The organism is Bradyrhizobium liaoningense (assembly GCF_018130785.1).
In the GTDB taxonomy this organism is placed as follows: domain Bacteria; phylum Pseudomonadota; class Alphaproteobacteria; order Rhizobiales; family Xanthobacteraceae; genus Bradyrhizobium; species Bradyrhizobium liaoningense_A.
Genome location: NZ_JAFCJT010000023.1, coordinates 96,781 through 117,215, shown reverse-complemented (window position 1 = coordinate 117,215; position 20,435 = coordinate 96,781). Strand labels below are relative to the sequence as shown.

General features: G+C 64.2%; 18 protein-coding genes and 1 pseudogene. 14 read left to right on the top strand and 5 right to left on the bottom strand.

Going from position 1 to position 20,435, the window contains the following annotated elements:
• The 5 genes and pseudogenes from JQ627_RS39265 to JQ627_RS31740 form a co-directional block, all read left to right on the top strand.
• Window positions 1–165: pseudogene (locus JQ627_RS39265) on the top strand (chemotaxis protein CheW); the annotation flags it as partial.
• A gap of 36 nt (window positions 166–201) precedes the next feature.
• Entirely contained in the window at window positions 202–588 is a 387-nt protein-coding gene (locus JQ627_RS31755; RefSeq protein ID WP_018321619.1) for a response regulator, read from the top strand.
• A 59-nt stretch (window positions 589–647) separates the two neighbouring features.
• Window positions 648–1,526, top strand: coding sequence for a protein-glutamate O-methyltransferase CheR (locus tag JQ627_RS31750; RefSeq protein WP_212488294.1), 879 nt, complete (start codon window positions 648–650; stop codon window positions 1,524–1,526).
• 2 nt (window positions 1,527–1,528) lie between these two features.
• Window positions 1,529–1,846, top strand: a complete 318-nt coding sequence (locus JQ627_RS31745) for a PilZ domain-containing protein (protein ID WP_212488293.1) — start codon at window positions 1,529–1,531, stop codon at window positions 1,844–1,846.
• Between the two features lie 155 nt (window positions 1,847–2,001).
• Window positions 2,002–2,505 carry a response regulator gene (locus tag JQ627_RS31740; protein WP_212488292.1) on the top strand — a complete coding sequence of 168 codons (504 nt, stop codon included), beginning with the start codon at window positions 2,002–2,004 and terminating at the stop codon, window positions 2,503–2,505.
• A 54-nt stretch (window positions 2,506–2,559) separates the two neighbouring features.
• On the opposite strand, the gene JQ627_RS31735 is transcribed toward JQ627_RS31740, so the two are convergent.
• Window positions 2,560–2,850 carry a hypothetical protein gene (locus tag JQ627_RS31735; RefSeq protein WP_212488291.1) on the bottom strand — a complete coding sequence of 97 codons (291 nt, stop codon included), beginning with the start codon at window positions 2,848–2,850 and terminating at the stop codon, window positions 2,560–2,562.
• 149 nt (window positions 2,851–2,999) lie between these two features.
• Between JQ627_RS31735 and JQ627_RS31730 the strand changes: the two genes are divergently transcribed.
• Window positions 3,000–3,635 (top strand): response regulator transcription factor, encoded by a 636-nt coding sequence (locus tag JQ627_RS31730; protein WP_028149329.1) that lies wholly within the window; start codon window positions 3,000–3,002, stop codon window positions 3,633–3,635.
• A 186-nt stretch (window positions 3,636–3,821) separates the two neighbouring features.
• Here the strand turns inward: JQ627_RS31730 and JQ627_RS31725 are convergent, their stop codons facing one another.
• The 3 genes from JQ627_RS31725 to JQ627_RS31715 form a co-directional block, all read right to left on the bottom strand.
• Window positions 3,822–7,322, bottom strand: coding sequence for a PAS domain S-box protein (locus tag JQ627_RS31725; protein ID WP_212488290.1), 3,501 nt, complete (start codon window positions 7,320–7,322; stop codon window positions 3,822–3,824).
• 59 nt (window positions 7,323–7,381) lie between these two features.
• The gene (locus JQ627_RS31720; protein WP_212488289.1) at window positions 7,382–7,795 is read right to left on the bottom strand and encodes a response regulator; all 414 of its coding nucleotides are present in this window, start codon (window positions 7,793–7,795) and stop codon (window positions 7,382–7,384) included.
• A 204-nt stretch (window positions 7,796–7,999) separates the two neighbouring features.
• Window positions 8,000–8,728 carry a GntR family transcriptional regulator gene (locus tag JQ627_RS31715; protein ID WP_212488288.1) on the bottom strand — a complete coding sequence of 243 codons (729 nt, stop codon included), beginning with the start codon at window positions 8,726–8,728 and terminating at the stop codon, window positions 8,000–8,002.
• Between the two features lie 95 nt (window positions 8,729–8,823).
• Here JQ627_RS31715 and JQ627_RS31710 point away from each other — a divergent pair, with 95 nt between their 5' ends.
• The 6 genes from JQ627_RS31710 to JQ627_RS31685 all read left to right on the top strand — a co-directional run bounded on the left by JQ627_RS31710 (window position 8,824) and on the right by JQ627_RS31685 (window position 15,238).
• A complete protein-coding gene (locus tag JQ627_RS31710) occupies window positions 8,824–9,843 on the top strand; it encodes an ABC transporter substrate-binding protein (protein WP_212488287.1) in 1,020 nt (339 codons plus the stop codon).
• Window positions 9,843–10,604 (top strand): ABC transporter ATP-binding protein, encoded by a 762-nt coding sequence (locus tag JQ627_RS31705; RefSeq protein ID WP_212488286.1) that lies wholly within the window; start codon window positions 9,843–9,845, stop codon window positions 10,602–10,604. Before JQ627_RS31710 ends, JQ627_RS31705 begins: the two co-directional genes overlap by 1 nt.
• 11 nt (window positions 10,605–10,615) lie before the next feature.
• Window positions 10,616–11,476, top strand: coding sequence for an ABC transporter permease (locus tag JQ627_RS31700; RefSeq protein ID WP_212488285.1), 861 nt, complete (start codon window positions 10,616–10,618; stop codon window positions 11,474–11,476).
• Window positions 11,473–13,212 carry an L-arabinonate dehydratase gene (gene araD, locus JQ627_RS31695; protein WP_212488284.1) on the top strand — a complete coding sequence of 580 codons (1,740 nt, stop codon included), beginning with the start codon at window positions 11,473–11,475 and terminating at the stop codon, window positions 13,210–13,212. The genes JQ627_RS31700 and araD overlap by 4 nt, the downstream gene beginning before the upstream one ends.
• Before the next feature lie 126 nt (window positions 13,213–13,338).
• On the top strand, window positions 13,339–14,058 hold the full coding sequence (locus tag JQ627_RS31690) for a ribonuclease activity regulator RraA (RefSeq protein ID WP_212488283.1): 720 nt from the start codon (window positions 13,339–13,341) through the stop codon (window positions 14,056–14,058).
• A gap of 88 nt (window positions 14,059–14,146) precedes the next feature.
• A complete protein-coding gene (locus tag JQ627_RS31685) occupies window positions 14,147–15,238 on the top strand; it encodes an SMP-30/gluconolactonase/LRE family protein (RefSeq protein ID WP_212488282.1) in 1,092 nt (363 codons plus the stop codon).
• Between the two features lie 171 nt (window positions 15,239–15,409).
• Here the strand turns inward: JQ627_RS31685 and JQ627_RS31680 are convergent, their stop codons facing one another.
• On the bottom strand, window positions 15,410–17,515 hold the full coding sequence (locus tag JQ627_RS31680; RefSeq protein WP_212488281.1) for a S9 family peptidase: 2,106 nt from the start codon (window positions 17,513–17,515) through the stop codon (window positions 15,410–15,412).
• A 169-nt stretch (window positions 17,516–17,684) separates the two neighbouring features.
• On the opposite strand from JQ627_RS31680, the gene JQ627_RS31675 reads away from it, so the two are divergent.
• Together JQ627_RS31675 and JQ627_RS31670 are read left to right on the top strand one after the other, a co-directional pair.
• Window positions 17,685–19,121: an MBOAT family protein gene (locus tag JQ627_RS31675; protein WP_212488280.1), complete on the top strand. Its 1,437-nt coding sequence runs from the start codon at window positions 17,685–17,687 to the stop codon at window positions 19,119–19,121.
• The gene (locus JQ627_RS31670) at window positions 19,121–20,227 is read left to right on the top strand and encodes a hypothetical protein (protein WP_212488279.1); all 1,107 of its coding nucleotides are present in this window, start codon (window positions 19,121–19,123) and stop codon (window positions 20,225–20,227) included. Before JQ627_RS31675 ends, JQ627_RS31670 begins: the two co-directional genes overlap by 1 nt.
• Window positions 20,228–20,435: the final 208 nt, after the last annotated feature.

The following is a 20,435-nucleotide window of genomic DNA, read 5'->3' as shown; positions in this document are numbered from 1 at the left end:
GTGCTGCGCCTGCCCGAGGCCGGCATGGAAGAGAACCCCGTCAACCTCGACCCCCGCATGGCCAAGCTCGCCGGCGGCGTCCATCGTCTCGACGGTCAGCTCATGGTCGTCCTCGACGTCGATCGCGTCCTCGAGCTCAAGACCGAAGTACAAATGGCTGCCTGAACTTTCACGAAAGACATTTAAAGCCGGAGAACCAAGATGAAGACCTGTTTGGTGGTCGATGATTCCAGTGTCGTGCGCAAGATCGCGCGCCGGATCCTGGAAGGCCTGGAATTCGAAGTTACCGAGGCCGAGGACGGCTCGAAGGCGCTGGAGATCTGCCAGCGGCAGCTGCCCGATGCGGTGCTGCTCGACTGGAACATGCCCGTGATGGACGGCTTCGAGTTCATGGGCCACATGCGCCGCCTGCCCGGCGGCGACCAGCCGAAAGTGGTGTTCTGCACCACCGAGAACAACGTGGCTCATATCGCTCAGGCGCTCAGCGGCGGCGCCAACGAATACATCATGAAGCCCTTCGACAAAGACATCATCGCCGACAAGTTCGCTGAAGTCGGCCTGATCCCGGTCGGACAAGCCATGGTCTGAGTGTCTGGCCAGAGCGTTTCAGCCAGAGTGTCCCCAGTAAAGCTTCCGAGAGGCTATCCGTGACCCCGACCGAGTATGAGTATCTGCGTAAATTCCTGAGGGATCATTCCGGGCTCGACCTGTCCGCAGACAAGCAATATCTGATCGAAAGCCGGTTGTTGCCGCTCGCCCGCAAGGCCGGGCTCTCCGGTATCGGCGAGCTCGTGCAGAAGCTGCAGGGCAGCTCGAGCGCGCTCGTCACCAGCGTGGTCGAAGCCATGACCACCAACGAGACCTTCTTCTTTCGCGACAAGGTCCCGTTCGATCATTTCCGCGACACCATCATGCCTGAGGTCATCAAGGCGCGTGCCGGCCGACGCAGCGTGCGCATCTGGTGCGCCGCCGGCTCGACCGGGCAGGAGCCCTATTCGCTGGCGATGTGCCTGAAGGAGATGGGCGCGGCTCTGACCGGCTGGCGCGTCGAGATCATCGCGACCGACCTGTCGCAGGAGGTGCTCGAGAAGGCCAAGGCCGGCATCTACAGCCAGTTCGAAGTGCAGCGCGGCCTGCCGATCCAGATGCTGATGAAATATTTCAAGCAGACCGGCGAGACCTGGCAGATCAATCCCGAGCTGCGCGCGATGATCCAGCACCGGCAGCTCAACCTGCTGCATGATTTTGCCCAGCTCGGCACCTTCGACGTCATCTTCTGCCGCAACGTGCTGATCTATTTCGACCAGGACACCAAGATCAACATCTTCAACCGCCTGGCCCGCCAGATCGAACCCGACGGCTTCCTGGTGCTGGGTGCAGCCGAGACCGTGGTCGGACTGACCGATACGTTCCGGCCGATCCCGGATCGCCGCGGCCTCTACAAGCCGAACGACCCGCGTGCGGCCGCGGCCAGGCCGGCTCTCGCCAGCGCGCCGCCGCGCATGGCGGTGATGGCAGGACGATAAGCATGGCCGATGATGGCAAGGGCGCGGAGCGCGTCACATTCAGTCGTGGCTATGATGTCTGCATCATGGCGATCGACGGCACGTGGCGGCGCGACTGCAAGCTCAATGCGATTTCCGACACCGACGCCATCCTCACGGTGGAAGGCTCGATCCAGGGATTGAACCTGAAGGAATTCTTCCTGCTGCTGTCGTCGACCGGGCTCGCCTATCGCCGTTGCGAGCTGGTGCGCGTCAACGGCGCCGAAATGGACATCCAGTTCCTGCGCGGCAAGAACCGAAAGAAGCGCGGCGCCGCCGGCGGCCGTGACGAGGCAGCGTGATCTCCAAATAGGCCTCGTCATGCGCGCCCCGTCGCCGTTTTCCGAGACGTTGGTTCATATTTGCTAAAACATCCGGACGAATTCGCCGCCCCGGCTTTACGGGGCCTAAGCGCGAGCCGTGTAGCAATTGCTCGTCTCAATCTCAGGATACGGCAATGCCCCGAAGTTCCCTCTCCCCCATCCCGTCAAATCTGCCCGACGTCGCCGAGCGGCGTGCGCTTCAGCTCCTGGTGGTCGACGACGACGCCACGCAGCGCAGCCTGATCACGGTCGCCGCCAGGCAGGCCGGCCATGAAGTCACGGTGGCGCCGTCCGTCGCCGAGGCGATCGAACAGCTCCGCGCCGCCCGCTTCGACTGCGTGACGCTTGATCTCGTGCTGGAGGATGGCGACGGCATCGACGTGCTGCGCGAGATGGCGGCAGCGAAATTCGCAGGCCACGTGATCGTCATCAGCGGTATGGACGGCAAGCGCCGCAGCGCCGCCCGCAGCTTTGCCCGTTCGGTCGGGATTCAGCTCCAGGGCCTGCCGAAGCCGCTCGATCTCGCGGCGCTGCGCATCAGCCTCGCCAATCTCGGCAAGACCGCAATGGGGCTGCCGGCGATCCACACCTGGGGCGGCGTCGCCACCGACGCGATCGTGGAAAGGCACCGCGCCTGAGGCGCGGAGCTGCCATGCGATCGGACGCGGACGCTGCGCCGCGCCGGTCGCGATTCAAGCCGGATTGCCGGATCCAGACAGGCATTGCAGGGCGTGGCCGAGCCCTGCCCGGCAGGCGTTGAGGGCGGCGTTCGCGCTGGCATAACGCGGCGTGACGTCGTCGAGTATGAAGACGTCGGCGGAACCTTCCGGATCGTTGCTGTGTTCTTGATCCATGGCTGCGGCTATCCGGCGCATGCTGGTCTCGATCTGCGCGATCAGCAAGCGAAGGTCGGCGGCGATCAATCGTTGGCTGTCGGCATCGGATGTCGCGACCTGCGGCGGCGTATCGGCCAAATTTAGCATGGATATTCTCCGTCTCCTGCAATTAGGCGCACTGCCGCTACTTGTGCGTTAAGTCTATGTCCCGTACAAATACGGGTGGGCCGAATCCGCGCCGAACGCCATAACGGTTGGCGCGGACGCGAGTCCGTAATGCCAACTGGATGTGGCACATGGCCGAGCAAACCTCTCGTGGTGAAATCTTCGTAGTCGACGACGACCCTGCCGTTCGCGACACTTTGTCGATGGTGTTGAAGGCAGCGGGCTATGAGGTCATCTGTTTTGCGGATGGCGCAGCCCTGCTCTCCGTCGCGCGAAGCCGTACGCCGGCTGCGATCCTGCTCGACGTGCACATTCCCGGAAAGTCGGGCCTCGACATTCTGAAGGAACTGCACGGCGAAGATTATCCGGCGCCGATCTTCATGATCTCCGGGCAGGGCGACATCTCGATGGCGGTGGGTGCCATCAAGAGCGGCGCGCTGGATTTCATCGAAAAGCCGTTCCGCGGCAGCGAGATCGTCGGCCGGCTGGACGAGGCGATCGGAGCCTATGCACGCAGGCAGGCAGAGAGCGTGTCGCCGAAATTCTCTTCGCTGCACTTCCCCGGACGCGAGCCGTTGACGCGGCGTGAACGCGAGGTGCTCGAGCAGTTCGCTTCCGGTGCGTCCAACAAGGAAGCCGGCCGCACGCTCGGCATCAGCCCACGCACCATCGAGGACCACCGCGCCAACATCATGAAGAAGCTCGGTGCGCGCAACGCCGCCGATCTGATCCGCATCGTGATGACCGCGGCGCAGCGCGCGTCGTAGGGTGGGTTCTCTTCTCCTGCCCCGGACGCAGTGCATCACGCAGTGGTGCGCTGCAGAGCCGGGGCCCATCTCTCCAATTTCACCGCGGACAATTTTGGGTCCCGGCTCTGCACAGCAGAGCATAGCGCGTCGAAGACACGCGTGAACGCGCTTATGGCGCTGCGGTGCGTCCGGGACACGAGACTGTCATCCCTGCAGCGCCTTGCGGATCATCCGCGCCAGATCGGATTTGCGATACGGCTTCGCCAGCAGCAGGACGCCTGAATCCAGCCGGCCGTGATGGATGATCGCGTTCTCGGTATAGCCTGACGTGTAGACCACCCTGAGGCCGGGATGCGTCTTCAGCACCTCGTCGGCCAACTGCCGTCCGTTCATCTTGCCCGGCATGATGACGTCGGTGAACAGGAGGTCGAACGGCTTGCCGGTGGCGACGATCGCGAGCGCCTCCGCGGCATTCGCGGCCTGCAAGGTGACGTAGCCGAGCGAATGCAGCTGCGCCAGCACGTAGTCGCGCACCAGCCGGTCGTCCTCGACCACGAGGATCGTCTCGTGTCCGCCCTCGATCGTCGACGGCATCACGCCTTCGCTCTCCGCCGTGGGCGTCTTGCCCGGCGGCAGATACATCTTGATCGTGGTGCCGTGACCTTCCTCGCTGTAGATCTTGATGTGGCCCGCGGACTGCTTGATGAAGCCGTAGACCATCGAGAGCCCGAGCCCGGTGCCCTTGCCCGGTCCCTTCGAGGTGAAGAACGGATCGAACACCCGGGCCAGCATGTTCGCAGGGATGCCGGTGCCGGTGTCGCTCACGGCGATCAGCACGTAATGTCCGGGCCTGATGTCGTTGACGCTGGCATAGACCTCGTCGAGATAGGCGGCGCCCGTCTCGACGATCAGCTTGCCGCCGCCGGGCATGGCGTCGCGGGCATTGAGCGCGAGGTTGAGGATCGCGGTGGTGAGCTGGTTGGGATCGACGATCGCAACGCAGCTCTCGTCCTCGAATACCGATTCGATCTGGATCTGCTCGCCCAGCGTCGGGCGCAACAGCCTTGCGGTGTCGATGATCAGCGAGTTGATGTCGATCTCGCGCGGCTGGAGCGGCTGCTTGCGGGCGAAAGCGAGCAGGTGCTGGGTCAGCTCGGCGCCGCGCCCCGCGGCCTCGTCGATCATCTTCGTGATCGCCACAAGATCCGGCTCATTGGCCACCGCGCCGGCCAAGATCTCGATCGTTCCGGTGATGACGGTGAGGATGTTGTTGAAGTCATGCGCCACGCCGCCGGTGAGCTGGCCGACCGCCTCCATCTTCTCGGCGTGGCGGATGCGCTCCTCGGACGCGATCTTGTCGGTGAGGTCGCGGTAGAACACGTTGAACAGAATGCCTTCGCGGCGTCTCAGCGCCGTGACGCTCAGCTCCGCCTTGAATTCCCCGCCGTCGCGACGACGGACCATGAGCTCGCGGCGCCGGTTGAGCGTCTGGCCGTCCTGGGACTCGAGAAAGCGCGCGAGTCCGGCCTTGACCCTCTCGCGCTCGCTCTCTGCGACGATGAGGTCGACCGCATTCCTGCCCAGCACCTCGTCGCGGCGCCACCCGAACAGCTCTTCGGCCCGCGAGCTCCAGGTCAGGATGGCGCTGCGGTCATCGGTCTGGACGAAGGCGTCGAGCGCGGTCTCGACGATGTTGCGCGCGAGCAGCTCGCTTTCGCGCAAGGACTCTTCCGCGCGCCTCGCCTCGGTCATGTCGCGTCCGACGAAGAAGAAGCGCCTGGCCTGATCGGACCAGTTGCCGAGCCAGGACAGCCAGACCTCGTGTCCGTCCTTGTGGATGCAGCGGGTGTCGGCGAGCTTGGGGTGCCCGCCGCGCCGGAGCGCGCGCATCTCCTCGCGGGATTGATCGAGATGCGCGGGATGGATGAAATCGACGCCGCTGCGGCCGATCATCTCGTCCGGCGGGTAGCCGAGAACGACCTGGCTGCTCGGACTGATCTGCACGATATGGCCCCGCGAATCCATGATCATGATCAGATCTTCCGAGGCGTCGAACAGCTGCCGCCGTTCCTCGATCTGCTGTTGCAGCGCGCGCTCGGTCCGTCGCGCCTCGGTCAGGCTGCGCGCCGTGCCGGACGCGCCGATGATCTCGCCCGAATCGCCCCTGATCGGTGACAGGCTCACCGAGATTTCGACCGGACTGCCGTCCTTGCGCAGGCGCACCGTCTCGAAATGCTCAATCCGCTCGCCCGTCGCAATCCGCCGCAGATAGTCCCTCGCCTCTTCGCGGCGATCGGGCGGCAGGAGGATCGAGGTCGGCTGTCCGACCGCTTCCTCGGCCGTATAGCCGTAGAGGCGCTCGGCCGCCGCATTCCACCCGATGATGATGCCGTCGAGCGTCTGCATGACGATCGAATCGTCGGAGGATTCGACCGCCGCGCTGAACAGCCGTTCGCGGACGGCGAGCTGGTCGCGCGCGGCCTCCGTGCGCCGCCGCTGCTCGACCTCATGCTCCAGCGCTGCCGTCTTCGCCCGCATTTCGTCGATCAGACCGGCAAATGCCCGCGCCAGCACACCGGTCTCGCCGGGGGCGTCGGTTGGAATTCTCATGGAATTGTCCCGGCCAAGCCACTCGACCGCCGCAGTGAGCTGCCCGATCGGCCGGGTCAACGACCGCGCCAGCAGCACGGCCAGCAAGGCCGCGACCAGCACGGCGATGAGGCCGATCGTGATGGTCGTTCTTTCGATGGTGACGGCCGGCGCCATGAAGACGGCGTTGGGCACGACGCGGATGATACCGACCCACTGGTCCTCGGCCAGGATTGCGGGCGCGATCGCGGTCCCGCTCGGCTTGTCGTCACTGCCCGGCACGACGTGGGTCGCACCCAGCGTCGATCCGGTGATTGCAGCGAAATAGGGGAAATCGTCCTGCCAGCGCGTTGGTGTCCCCAGTTGCGAACCGAACTCGCGGGTGCGGTCCGGATGCACGAGATAATCGCCGTTGCGGCCGACGACATAGACCGACTCACCGTTCCGAACCGATATCCTGATACGGTCGAACACCTGGCGCATGTCGACATTGACGACGACGATGCCGAACAGCCGGTGATTGGGCCCAAACAGGGGCGCCGCGACGCGCAACGTCGGAACATAGGGCATCCGAAGCACGCCGTCGTCGACATCCAGATCCACCGGGGAGACGTAGACTTGGTCTTCCGCCAGCTTGATCGCCTCCTGGAAGAAGGAGCGCTCGTCCTTGTTCTGCAAGGCATCGTCGGGAACGGCACGCACCGCTCCGTTCGGGCCGGAGCGGTCGACGCGCAGATATTCGACGCCGTCCGTGCCGATGATGCGGAATTTTGCGTAGGCCGGATTGGCGCCGACGTCGGCTACGAGGCGCGTCAGCAACCGGGCGCGCCAGGTCTTCTCCGAGAGGTGGTCGACCGGATCGATCCCGTTGTTGAAATGGGCATCGATCATGCCGCGCGCGGCGGCACGGGCGCGGAACGTCGCAACGTCGGCGCGGGCGCCATTCGCATGCGCTTCGAGCTGCGAGGCCAGGAGCCGCGATTGGCTCTCGATACGGTCGAGCACGCGCGGCAGGAAGGCTTGCTCCAGGCTGTAATGGCTCAGCCATCCGACGGCGGCGACCGCAATCGCGACCAGCAAGATCATTGCGATGGCCAGCCGGGTCGCGAGGGTCATATCGGCCTTTGCGCCGCGTCGCAAACGGTCCCGAATGTCCTGCTACGCTGCAACATGGATCACCCCGTCCGGCTGCCGGAGCCGGCATCGGGTTGCGATATGAGGCAGCCGTGGACGGCGGCGAGCAGCGCGTCCGGCCGGAACGGCTTCCGCAGACTTGCGACCGCGCCGAGCTTGGTCGCCATCTTCAGAAAGTCCGGCTCGGCATAGGCGTCCGGCGCGGCGGAGCGGCCGGAAATGACGATGATCGGAAGGGCAGGCTGTCGCACCCGGATGTGGCGCATCGTCTCCAGTCCGTCCATGCCGGGCATGAATATGTCGAGGAACAAGAGGTCGAACCGGCTCGTCTCAAACAGCACAAGTCCCTTGTAGCCGTCGCTGGCGACGGTGACGTGATGACCCGCTCTCTCCAGGATCAGCCGGATCGTGATCTGCACGGCCGGATCGTCATCCACAATCAGGATGTTGGCCACGTCAAAACCTCCTGATCGTACGGGAATGTTCCCGGCGACCCAAATCACAGCCTCAAATGCGAAATTGTTGCGCGGATTGCGCCCATCCTGCAAGCACTTCGCGGCCGACACGTCGTCCGCCTCGCGCGATTCCGGCGAAGCCACCATATGCATGCTTACGTGCACATGGAGCCCCTTGGCGCACGCCCGGGTCGTGTCGCGCGCCTAGTCGGTCAGGTATTCGGGATGGTGGCTCCGGATCTTGTCCAGCTCGCTGAGCGTGCCCGACAGGTGCTTGCGCAGATGCTGTTGCGCCGCATCGGCGTCTCCGGCTTCGATGGCGCGCGTGATCAGCTTGTGATGGCGGACGATGTTCTGGGCCTTGCCGGGCGAGGGCAGATGCAGCCGGCGCAGCCGGTCGATATGTCCGCTGCTTCTGCGCACCAGCGTCCACAAATCTTGCTTTCCGGCGGCGGCGTAGAGCTGGGCGTGGAAGTCGTTGTCCCCGGTCATGAAGGCCTCGAAGTCGCCGGCCTTGGCAAATTGCTGTTGCAGCGCGATGGCGTGATCCAGGCGGACCACGAGCGCCGCGTCCCGGCTGGCGGCGAGCAGGCGGACAATCTCCAGCTCCAGTGCCTGACGCAGGAAATGCGCCTGCTCGGCGCGGCTGATGTCGATCCGGCTGACGACAGTCGCGTGCTGCGGGAAGACGTCGACCAGGCCCTCTTCCTCGAGCCGCATCAGGGCATCGCGCACCGGTGTCGAGCTGACGCCGAACTGGCCGGCAAGCTCGGCGCGTGAGAGGGGCGCGCCCGGCGGCAGCTCAAGGGCGATGATCGCATTGCGCAGCCGCTCGAACACCTGCGGCGCGGCCTGTCGGGCGCGATCGAGCCGGGCGGCAGGTCTCGAAGCGGTTTTTGCGGCCGCGCGCGGCGCGGAGTGGGCTGCTTCCATGTCGGGTCCCGCGGGCTTGCCTTTGATGCACTAATATATTAGTGCATCAGCAGGGTCAACGCGGGCTCGCGCCTACCCGGAGGAAACACACAACAATGATCAAGCAACTTCGTAGCAAGCTTGCGGCTGCCGCCCTGATCGCCGCAACCGCTCTCTCGGTATCCGCGGCCCATGCGCAGCAGAAGTCCGAGATCTCGCTGTCGCGCCAGCCCGGCATTTTCTACATGCCGAGCCATATCATGGAAAAGCAGAAGCTGATCGAGAAGCACGCGGCCGCTCTCGGCGTATCAGGCGTCACCACCAAATGGATCACCTTCTCCGGTGGCGGCGCGCAGACCGATGCGCTGCTCGCCGGCGGCGTCGACATCCTCAACACCGGCACCGGCAATCTCTTGCTGCTGTGGGACCGCACTCGCGGCGGCGTGAAGGGCATCGTCGCGACCTCGGCGCAGCCGATGACGCTGATCAGCCGCGACGCCAACATCAAGTCGATCAAGGATTTTGGGCCCAGCGACAAGATCGCGGTGCCGACGGTGAAGGTTTCCACGCAGGCGATCGTGCTGCAGATCGCGGCCGCCGAGGCCTTCGGCGCCGACCAATGGTCGAAGCTGGACGCCAACACCGTGCAGCTCGGCCATCCCGATGCCTATGCGGCGCTGTCCAATCCCAAGCACGAGGTGCACACCCACTTCTCGATCCCGCCCTTCACTTTCCTGGAGCTGAAGAACGTGCCGGGCGCGCATGTCGTGCTGAACTCGCCTGACGTGATGGGCGGCCCGCTGAGCCAGGCCCAGTTCTTCACCACGACGAAATTCGCCGACGCCAATCCGAAAATCATTCAGGCCGTGCGCGATGCCACCAAGGAGGCGCAGGATCTGATCCGCAGCGACACCAAGCAGGCGGTCGAGATCTACAAGGAGATCACCGGCGACAAGACCTCGGTGGAAGAACTGCTCGATCTCCTGAAGGAGCCGGGCATGATGGAGTGGAATCTCGAGCCGCAGGGCACGATGAAGTTCGCGGCGCATCTGTTCAAGACCGGTACGCTGAAGAACCAGCCCAAGGCCTGGACCGACTATTATCTCCCCGTCGCGCACGACCTGAAAGGCAACTGATGGCGCTGCTCGATGTCAGCTCAGTGACGCTGCGCTACAAGACCTCCAGCGCCGTCGTCACCGCCACCGAAAGGGTAAGCTTCACCGTCGACAAGTCCGACCGCTTCGTGCTGCTCGGGCCGTCCGGCTGCGGCAAGTCGACCCTGCTCAAGGCGGTCGGCGGCTACATGAGCCCGAGCGAGGGCCGCATGACCATCAACGATCGCGAGATCCATGGTCCGGGCGCCGACCGCATGATGATCTTCCAGGAGTTCGATCAGCTCCTGCCCTGGAAGAGCGTGCTCGCGAACGTGATGTTTCCGCTGCTGACCGCGCGAAAGCTGTCGCGCAAGGACGCTGAGCTGCGGGCGCGGGCCTATATCGAGAAGGTCGGCCTCACCCGCGTCGTCGATGCCTATCCGCACACGCTCTCCGGCGGCATGAAGCAGCGCGTTGCGATTGCGCGCGGCATGGCGATGGAGCCGGACATCCTGCTGATGGACGAGCCGTTCGCCGCGCTCGACGCGCTGACGCGGCGCACCTGCCAGGACGAGCTGCTTCAGCTTTGGAGCGAGACCAAATTCACCGTGCTGTTCGTGACGCATTCGATCGCGGAAGCGATCCGTATCGGCAACCGCATCCTGCTGCTGTCGCCGCATCCCGGCCGGGTCAAGGCCGAGGTGATCGACGTCGACAAGGTCGGCAACGACGACGGCAGCGCCGGCCGGCTGGAGAAGGAGATCCACGATCTCCTGTTCGCCGGCGAAGCCACGGCGCATTGAGGGAATAGCTGATGGGCGAAGCAAGGATATTGCTGCGTGACGCGCCGGTCGCCGCGACCGGTGCGAGCGAGGTCGAGCGCAAGCTGAGCGTGCTTGAGCTGCTCTGGAACGACGGCTTTGTCCGCAAGACCGTCATCATCCTGTTCCTCGCGGCGGTCTGGGAGGCCTACGGCCTCTATCTCGATAATCCCCTGCTGTTCCCGACGCTGCACGACACGATCGCCACGCTCTACGATCGCGTCAAGGACGGCACCATACCGATGCGGGCCTGGACCTCGCTGAAGGTCCTGTTCATGGGCTATTCGGCCGGCATCGTGCTCGCCGCAATCTTCACGATCCTCGCCATCTCGACACGCATCGGCACCGATTTCCTCGAAACGGTGACGGCGATGTTCAACCCGCTGCCGGCGATCGCGCTGCTGCCGCTGGCGCTGATCTGGTTCGGGCTCGGCAATGGCAGCCTCGTCTTCGTGCTGATCCATTCGGTGCTGTGGCCGGTCGCGCTCAACACCCATTCCGGCTTCAAGAGCGTGTCCAACACGCTGCGTATGGTCGGGCGCAACTACGGCCTGCGCGGGCTGCCTTACGTGGCCAAGATCCTCATCCCCGCGGCCTTCGGCTCGATCCTCACCGGCCTCAAGATCGGCTGGGCCTTTGCCTGGCGCACCCTGATCGCAGCCGAGCTGGTGTTCGGCGTGTCCTCGGGGCAGGGCGGGCTCGGCTGGTTCATCTTCGAGAACCGTAACCTCCTCGACATACCTGCGGTCTTCGCAGGCCTCTTGACGGTGATTATCATCGGGCTCTTTGTCGAGAACCTGATCTTCCGCGCCATCGAGCGGAACACCGTCCAGAAATGGGGCACCCAATCATGACCAAGAAGAAAATCACGCCCGACCAGCTCCGCAGCGCGCGCTGGTTCGCGCCCGACGATCTCCGCTCGTTCGGACACCGGTCCCGAACCATGCAGATGGGGTACGCCCCGGAGGAGTGGAAGGATCGCCCGATCATCGCAATCCTCAACACCTGGTCGGACGCGCAGCCCTGCCACATGCACTTCAAGTCGCGCGTCGACGACGTCAAGCGCGGCATCCTGATGGCCGGCGGCCTGCCGCTGGAGCTGCCGGCGCTGTCGCTGTCGGAATCGCTGCTCAAGCCGACCACCATGCTTTACCGCAATCTGCTCGCCATGGACGCCGAGGAGCTGCTGCGCAGCCACCCCGTTGACGGCGTGGTGCTGATGGGCGGCTGCGACAAGACCACGCCGGCGCTGCTGCTGGGCGCGACCTCGATGAACATCCCGGCGATCTACCTGCCGGCCGGTCCGATGCTGCGCGGCAACTGGAAGGGCAAGACGCTCGGCTCCGGCTCCGATGGCTGGAAATATTGGGACGAGCGGCGCGCCGGCAAAATCTCCGACAAGGATTGGCTCGATATCGAAGCCGGCATTGCGCGGAGCTACGGCACCTGCATGACCATGGGCACGGCCTCGACCATGACGGCGATTGCGGAAGCGATCGGCATGACGCTGCCGGGCGCCTCCTCGATTCCGGCCGCCGACGCCAACCACATCCGCATGGCCAGTGAGTGCGGCCGCCGCATCGTCGAGATGGTGTGGGAAGATCTGACGCCGAAGACGATCCAGACCCGCAAAGCGTTCGAGAATGCGGTCGCGGTTGCCATGGCGATGGGCTGCTCGACCAATGCGATCATCCATCTGATCGCGCAGGCCCGCCGCGCTGGCCTCGACATCGGCCTCGACGATTTCGAGAAGGCGAGCCGCAAGGTGCCCGTGATCGCCAACGTCCGCCCAAGCGGCGATGCCTATCTGATGGAAGACTTCTTCTATGCCGGCGGCCTGCCGGCGTTGATGGGCCAGATCAAGCCGCATCTGCATCTCGACTGCATCACCGTCACCGGCCAGACGCTCGGCGAAAACATCGCTCACGCGGAAGTCCACAATGACGACGTGATCCGCTCCATCGACAATCCCATCTACAAGGAAGGCGCGCTCGCCGTGCTCAAGGGCAATCTCGCCCCCGACGGCTGCGTCATCAAGCCGAGTGCCTGCGCGCCGCGCTTCCTCAAGCATACCGGGCCGGCGCTGGTGTTCGACGATTACCCGTCGATGAAGAAGGCGGTCGACGATCCCAACCTCGACGTCACCGAGGACCACATTCTGATCCTGCGCAACGCGGGGCCGCAAGGAGGGCCGGGCATGCCGGAATGGGGCATGCTGCCGATCCCGACCAAGCTGGTGAAGCAGGGCGTGCGCGACATGGTGCGCATCTCGGACGCGCGCATGAGCGGCACCAGCTACGGTGCCTGCATTCTGCACGTTTCGCCCGAGTCCTATATCGGCGGCCCGCTGGCGCTGGTGCAGAACGGCGATCGCATCACGCTCGACGTCGCCGCGCGCACCATCAATCTCGACGTCCCCGAAGCCGAGCTCGAAAAGCGCCGCGCCGCCTGGAAGCAGCCCGAGCGTCGCTTCGAGCGCGGCTATGGCTGGATGTTCACCAAGCATATCAAGCAGGCCAATGACGGCTGCGACTTCGACTTCCTGGAGACCGATTTCGGTGCGCCGATCGGCGAGCCGTCGATTTATTGACCGTTGTTCCGGGGCGCGCGCAGCGCGAGCCCGGAACCCATTTCACCGCGTTGCGTGCGGCCCGATGGATTCCGGGCTCGCCGCTGCGCGGCGCCCCGGAATGACGACCATGAGAGAGTTGGACCAATGACAAAACTTTCCGAAGCCACCCGCAACAAGCTCAAATCCGTCTCCACCGCCACCGTCGCCACCGCGCTGTTCAAGCGCGGCCTGCGCATCCAGATGATCCAGGACGTGCATCCGCTCGGCGCCGATCAGCCGACCATGGTCGGCGAGGCCTTCACGCTGCGCTACATGCCGGCGCGCGAGGATCTCAACACCATCGATGTGTTCAAGGATCGCTCGCATCCGCAGCGCAAGGCGGTCGAGGATTGTCCGCCCGGCAGCGTGCTGGTGATGGACAGCCGCAAGGACGCGCGCGCGGCCTCTGCCGGCGCGATCCTGGTGACGCGTTTGATGAAGCGCGGCGTTGCCGGCGTCGTCACGGACGGCGGCTTTCGCGATTCCGCCGAGATCGCAAAGCTCGGCATTCCCGCCTACCACCACCGCCCGAGCGCGCCGACCAACCTCACGCTGCACCAGGCGATCGAGATCAACGTGCCGATCGGCTGCGGCGACGCGCCGGTGTTTCCCGGCGACGTCATCCTCGGCGACAGCGACGGCGTGATCGTGATCCCCGCGCATCTCGCCGACGAGATCGCCAACGAGACCTTTGAGATGACGGCGTTCGAGGATTTTGTCACCGAGGAGGTCGGCCGAGGCCGCGGCATCTTCGGCCTCTATCCCGCCACCGATCCGCAGACGCTCACCGATTTTGCGGAATGGCGGAAGAAGAACGGCCGCTAGAAGCGTCCGCGATCCCGATATTGCATGTCGAGAAACAGGCCGGCGTAACGCAAGCGCCGGCCTCAATTTAACCAGGGGAGGAACTCCAATGAATCTGACACGACGCAATCTCTTGGCCGGCGCTGGTGCGGCCGCAGCTTCCACATATCTCGCCCGCGCCGCCGGCGCCCAATCGTTCCCGTTCACGCCCAACCAGCGCTACCCCGATCCCGCGGTCCAGATCCTCGATCCCAGCTTTGGAAAATACCGGCTCTATTCCTCGACGGTGGAGCAGGTCGCGACCGGCATGCGCTGGGCCGAAGGTCCTGCCTATTTTCCCGAGGGCGGTTATCTGCTGTTCTCGGACATTCCCAACAACAGGATCATGAAGTTCGACGAGAAGAGCGGTCAGACCAGCGTGTTCCGCGCCAACGCCAATTACGCCAATGGCAATGCGCGCGACCGCCAGGGACGCCTCGTCACCTGCGAGCACTCCGTCACCCGCCGCATCACCCGCACCGAGAAGGACGGCAAGATCACCGTGCTCGCCGACAAGTTCGAGGGCAAGCGGCTGAACGCGCCGAACGACATCGTGGTGAAGTCCGACGACAGCATCTGGTTCACCGATCCGCTGTTCGGCATCAATGGCGAGTGGGAAGGCAAGAAGGAGAAGGCCGAGCAGGCCACCACCAACGTCTACCGCATTGCCAAGGACGGCAAGGTCAGCGCTGTCCTCACCGACCTCGTCAATCCGAACGGGCTCGCCTTCTCGCCGGACGAGAAGAAGCTCTACATCGTCGAATGGAAGGGTACGCCCAACCGCAGCATCTGGAGCTACAATGTCGGCGACGACGGCTCGCTCAGTGGCAAGACCAAGCTGATCGACGCCGCCGACCAGGCCTCGCTCGACGGTTTCCGCGTCGATCGCGACGGCAATCTCTGGTGCGGCTGGGGCTCCAACGGCGCGCTGCAGTCCGAGCCCACCGATGTCGGCGGCCGCAGAGTCTTTCAGCTCAAGGGCAAGTCCGAGGATCTCGACGGCGTGATGGTGTTCAACCCTGAAGGCAAGCCGCTCGCCTTCATCAAGCTGCCCGAACGCTGCGCCAATCTCTGCTTCGGCGGCCTGAAGAACAATCGCCTCTACATGGCCAGCAGCCACTCGGTGTATGCGCTCTATGTCGAGGCGCACGGCGCGGTGTGAGGCAGAGGTGACCAGCTAAGCTGCCGTAGGGTGGGCAAAGCGAAGCGTGCCCACCGCTCGCGTCACAATCGCAGAAAGATGGTGGGCACGGCGCGACGCGCCTTTGCCCACCCTACAAGACTGCTGGCCCGTAGCCCGGATTTCGCTGCGCTCCATCCGGGCTACAAGGGGCTACACTCCGGCCTCCGCCATCCCGGCCGCCCACAGCGCGAACGCATAGACGATCGCGACTTCGTCGAGCCGGTCGAAGCGCCCCGAGGCGCCGCCATGGCCGGCGCCCATGTTGGTGCGGAGTAACACCGGGCCGCCACTGCTCATGGTCGCGCGCAGGCGCGCGATCCATTTGGCGGGCTCCCAATAGGTGACGCGCGGATCGGTCAAGCCGCCCATCGCCAGGATCGCCGGATAGTCTTTCGCCGCGACATTGTCGTACGGCGAGTAGGACAGGATGGTACGAAAATCCTTTTCGCTTTCGATCGGGTTGCCCCATTCCGGCCATTCCGGCGGCGTCAGCGGCAGCGTGTCGTCGAGCATGGTGTTGAGCACGTCGACGAACGGCACCTCGGCAACGATGCCGGCGAACAGCTCACCGGCGCGGTTGGCGACCGCGCCCATCAGCATGCCGCCCGCCGAGCCGCCATGCCCGACGATGCGCTTTGCGCTGGTGTATTTCGCCTCGGTCAGCGCCCGCGCGCTGGCGGCGAAATCGTCGAACGAGTTGGTCTTCTTCTCGCGCTTGCCGTCGAGATACCAGCCCCAGCCCTTGTCGGCGCCGCCGCGGATGTGGGCGATGGCGTAGACAAAACCGCGGTCGACCAGCGACAGGCGGTTGGCGTTGAACGAGGCCGGCATCGCCATGCCATAGGAGCCGTAGCCGTAGAGCAGCAGCGGCGCCGAACCGTCGAGCTTCAGGCCGCGGCGATAGAGGATCGAGACCGGCACCTCGGCGCCGTCATGCGCCTTCGCCATGATGCGCGTGGTGACATAGTCGGCCGCATCGTGGCCGGACGGAATCTCCTGGCGCTTGCGTAAGGTCCGCGTGCGCTTGACCATGTCGTAATCATAGACTTCCGACGGCGTCGTCATCGACGAATAGGCGAAGCGCAAATTCGTCGTCTCGAATTCGTAGGAGCCCATCGTGTCGAGCGAATAGGCAGCCTCGTCGAAGGCGATGGCGTGCTCGTCCCTGGTCGTGAGATCGCGGATCACGATCGACGGCAGCGCATTGGCGCGCTCCAGCCGCACCAGATGGCCGGCATAGAGATCGAGGTCGATGATGTAGATGCCGGGACGGTACGGGATCAGATCGCGCCAGTTCTTGCGCTCGGGCTGGCAAAGCGGCGCCGTGACGATCTTGAAGTCGATGGCGTCGTCGGCATTGGTGAGGATGAAGAGCTCGTCGCCGCGGTCGGCCAGCGAATATTGCACGCCGTCCTCGCGCGCTGCGACGAGGCGCGGCGGCGCTTCGGAGTGGGCGAGATCGATCAGCCGCTGCTCCGAGGTCTCGTGGTCGCCGCCCGCGATCACGCAGAAGCGGCCGCTGGTGCTCTCGTGCAGATGGGTGAACCAGCCGGAATCCTGCTCCTCATAGACCAGCGTATCGTCGGCCTGTTTGGTGCCGAGCTTATGCCGCCACACCTGCATCGGCCGGTGATTGTCGTCGAGCTTCACATAGAAGAAGCTCTTGCAATCCTTGCTCCAGACGATGCCGCCATCGGTCTCCTCGACCAAATCGTCAAGATCCTTGCCCGTGGCCCAGTCGCGGACGCGGATGGAAAAATACTCCGAGCCCTTGGTGTCCGCGCTCCAGGCTTGCAGCTTGTGATCGTTCGAGTGACGGCTGCCACCGAACTTGAAATATTTGTGGTCCTTTGCGAGCGCATCGCCGTCGAGCACGATATGGCCCTCGCCACCGTCGCGCGGCATGCGGCCGAACAGTTCGTGCTGGCCGCCCTCGCGGAACCGGCGGAAATAGGCGAACGGGCCGTCGGGCGAGGGCACGCTGGAATCGTCCTCCTTGATCCGCCCGCGCATCTCGCGCACCAGCGTTTTCTGAAGGGGCGAGGTGTGGCCGAGCAGGCTCTCGGTGTAGACGTTTTCCTCGTCGAGATATTTGCGGATGTCGGGATCGAGCACGGCGGGATCGCGCAGCACCTCCTGCCATTTCTCGTCCTTCAGCCAGGCATAGTCGTCGGTCACGGCGATCCCGTGCCGCGTGAAGGACTGAGGTCGGCGTGGGGCGACGGGGGGCTTGGAAGGTGTCTTGGCTTGGGTCACTCGGTCCTCGTTCAACTGCGTGTTCCACCTTATATCGTCCCGATTCCGCGAATTGCCAGCGCCGCTGCGCCAGGGACTGCGCCAAGGCCAAGGACTGCGCCAAGTCGCCGGGTTGTTGATCGCCCCCTTGTATGCTTAAGGGTCGATATCCCGCCGCCGGTCCAGCCTGATGCTGTTCAATTCCTACCCGTTCATCCTGCTGTTCCTGCCGGCCGTGCTGGCCGGCTATTTCTGGCTGGGGCGGCGCAGCAATCTGACCCCGGTGATCTGGCTGGCGCTGGCCTCGCTCGCCTTCTACGCCATCGGCAACTGGCAGTTCGTAGCTCTGCTGCTGCTATCGATCGCCTTCAATTACGGTGTCGGCTATCTCCTGATCGCGGCGGAGCTCATCCCAATGCAACGGAAGGCGGCGCTCGCATTTGGCGTCGTCGGCGACCTCCTCGTGCTCGGCATCTTCAAATATGCCGGCTTTGTCACCGAGAACATCAATGCGCTGGCAGGTACGCATGTCGCGGTCCACATCCTGCTGCCGGTCGGCATCTCCTTCTACACCTTCACCCAGATCGCGTTCCTGGTGGATGCGTATCGTGGCCAAGTCGCGCATTACGCCTTGCCGCACTATGCGCTGTTCGTGACATACTTTCCGCATCTGATCGCGGGGCCGATCCTCCACCACAAGGACATGATCCCGCAATTCGAGCAGAAGGAGTCGAAACTCCCGCATGCGCATCTGATGCTGTGCGGCGTCATCATCTTCGCCATCGGCCTGTTCAAGAAGACCTGCCTTGCCGACGGCATCCAGCCGCTGGTCGCGCTCGCTTTCGAGGCGCGCTCGCCGAGTTTCGACCAGTCCTGGCTCGGCGCGCTCGCCTACACGTTCCAGCTCTATTTCGACTTCTCCGGCTATTCCGACATGGCGATCGGGATATCGCTGATGTTCGGCATCTTCCTGCCGGTGAATTTCAACTCACCCTACAAGGCCACCAGCATCGTCGAGTTCTGGCGTCGCTGGCACATGACCTTGTCGCAGTTCTTGCGCGATTATCTCTACATCTCGCTCGGGGGCAATCGCCGCGGCCGCGTGCTGCGCTACGTCAACCTGATGATCACGATGCTGCTCGGCGGCCTCTGGCACGGCGCGGCCTGGACTTTTGTCGTTTGGGGCGCGCTGCACGGTGCTTATCTCTGCGTCAATCACGCTTTCAGCGCGCTGGTGCCGAACGTTCCGACGTTGCTTGCGCGCCCGGTCCGCGTCGCCGGTGCCGCGCTGACTTTCCTCGCCGTCGTCGTGGCCTGGGTTTTCTTCCGCGCCGAGAGTGTTGCGTGGGCGCTGCGCATCCTCCATGCGATGGCCGATCCCTCGAATATCGTCTTCGGCCGCGAGGAGATCGCCGCCTCGGTGCTGGTGTCGATCTACGCCGCGCTGGTGTGGCTGACGCCGAGCACGCAGGCGATCATGGGATACGATCATGACAATCGCCGGGTCGGTGAGGCCTTGCGGGCAGGGCGCATGCGGCCGCTGTTCCTTTATGGCGCGTCGCTGGTGCTGGCGTTCGGCATCCTCGGCATCCAGAGCCACAGCGAATTCATCTATTTCCGGTTCTGATGCGAGGCACGTTCAAACATTTCAGGCGCCTTCTCCTCGCAAGCATCGCGTGCATGCTGGGCGCGGCGGCACTCACCTACGTCGTCGACCCCCTGCAACTGTTTCGCCCGTCGCGTCTCGTGGCGGCCTTCTACTCCGACGATACACGCGTGCAGAATGCCGGGCTGATCCGCAGCCAGTCGTTCGACACCGCCTTCATGGGCACCTCGCTCGCGATTCATTTCCGCCAGAGCGACATCGATCGCGCGCTTGGCGTGCGTTCGCTCAAGCTGGCGATGACCGGGTCCAATTCGCGCCAGCAGAGCTTTGTGCTGGAGCAGGCGATCGCCCACGGCGCCCGGCGCGTGATCTGGGAGATGGACGATTTTATCTTTGTCGATGCGGCCGATATCGAGGCCGATCCCTATCTCTCCGTTGATCTCTACCGCAGGACAACGAAGGGGATCGCGTCCTATCTGTTCAGCGCGGCGATGGCGAAGGAGTCCCTGTTCGCGCTGCTGCGGTCGCTTCCGCCGCTGCGAGAGCCGCTGACCCTGGCGGCGCCTTTTCTGCCCGTCAAGTTCGCGCTGTCCGATCTCGACGACGTCTATGCGCTGCCGCGGGATTTCGATGTCGCGCGTGACTACAATGCGAGGAAGACGCTTGCCTCGTTCGCCTACATCACCAGTCCCGTGCGCAGCCGCTTCCTCGGCGAAGGCTATGGCTACGACGCCATGGTCCGGCATTTCGAGCGCGACGCCGTCGGCCTGATCACGCGTCATCCGGACGTAACCTTCGACATCTACTTCCCGCCCTATTCGATCCTGCAATTCGTCGCGATGCGCGATGCATCGCCTGCGACGCTGAAGACCGTCACGGATCTCACGGCGCGCATCGCCGAGCGGTTCACGCAGCTTCCGAATGTGCGTCTCTACGATTTCCGGGCGATCAAGGAAGTGACGCACGATCTAGGCAATTACGGCGACGTCATCCACCACTCGCCGATGGTGGATGCGAAGGTGTTGAAGTGGCTGGCGAGTGGGGAGTATCGGGTGGATCCGAAGGCGCCGCTCGCGTCGCTCAATGAGCTGAAGGCGCAAGTCGAAGCGCATCGTGTCGAGCGCTGATCGTCCCCTCCCCTTGTGGGAGAGGGTGGCTCGCCGCGTAGCGGTGAGACGGGTGAGGGGTATCTATCGGCGACGCCATCTCGCAACTGATTTCGCTGAGACAACCCCTCATCCGGCGCCATAGCCGAAGCTTCGCTTCGGCGTTCCTAAGAACGGCGGCCGAAGGCCGCCTATGCCACCTTCTCCCACAAGGGGAGAAGGAAGAAAG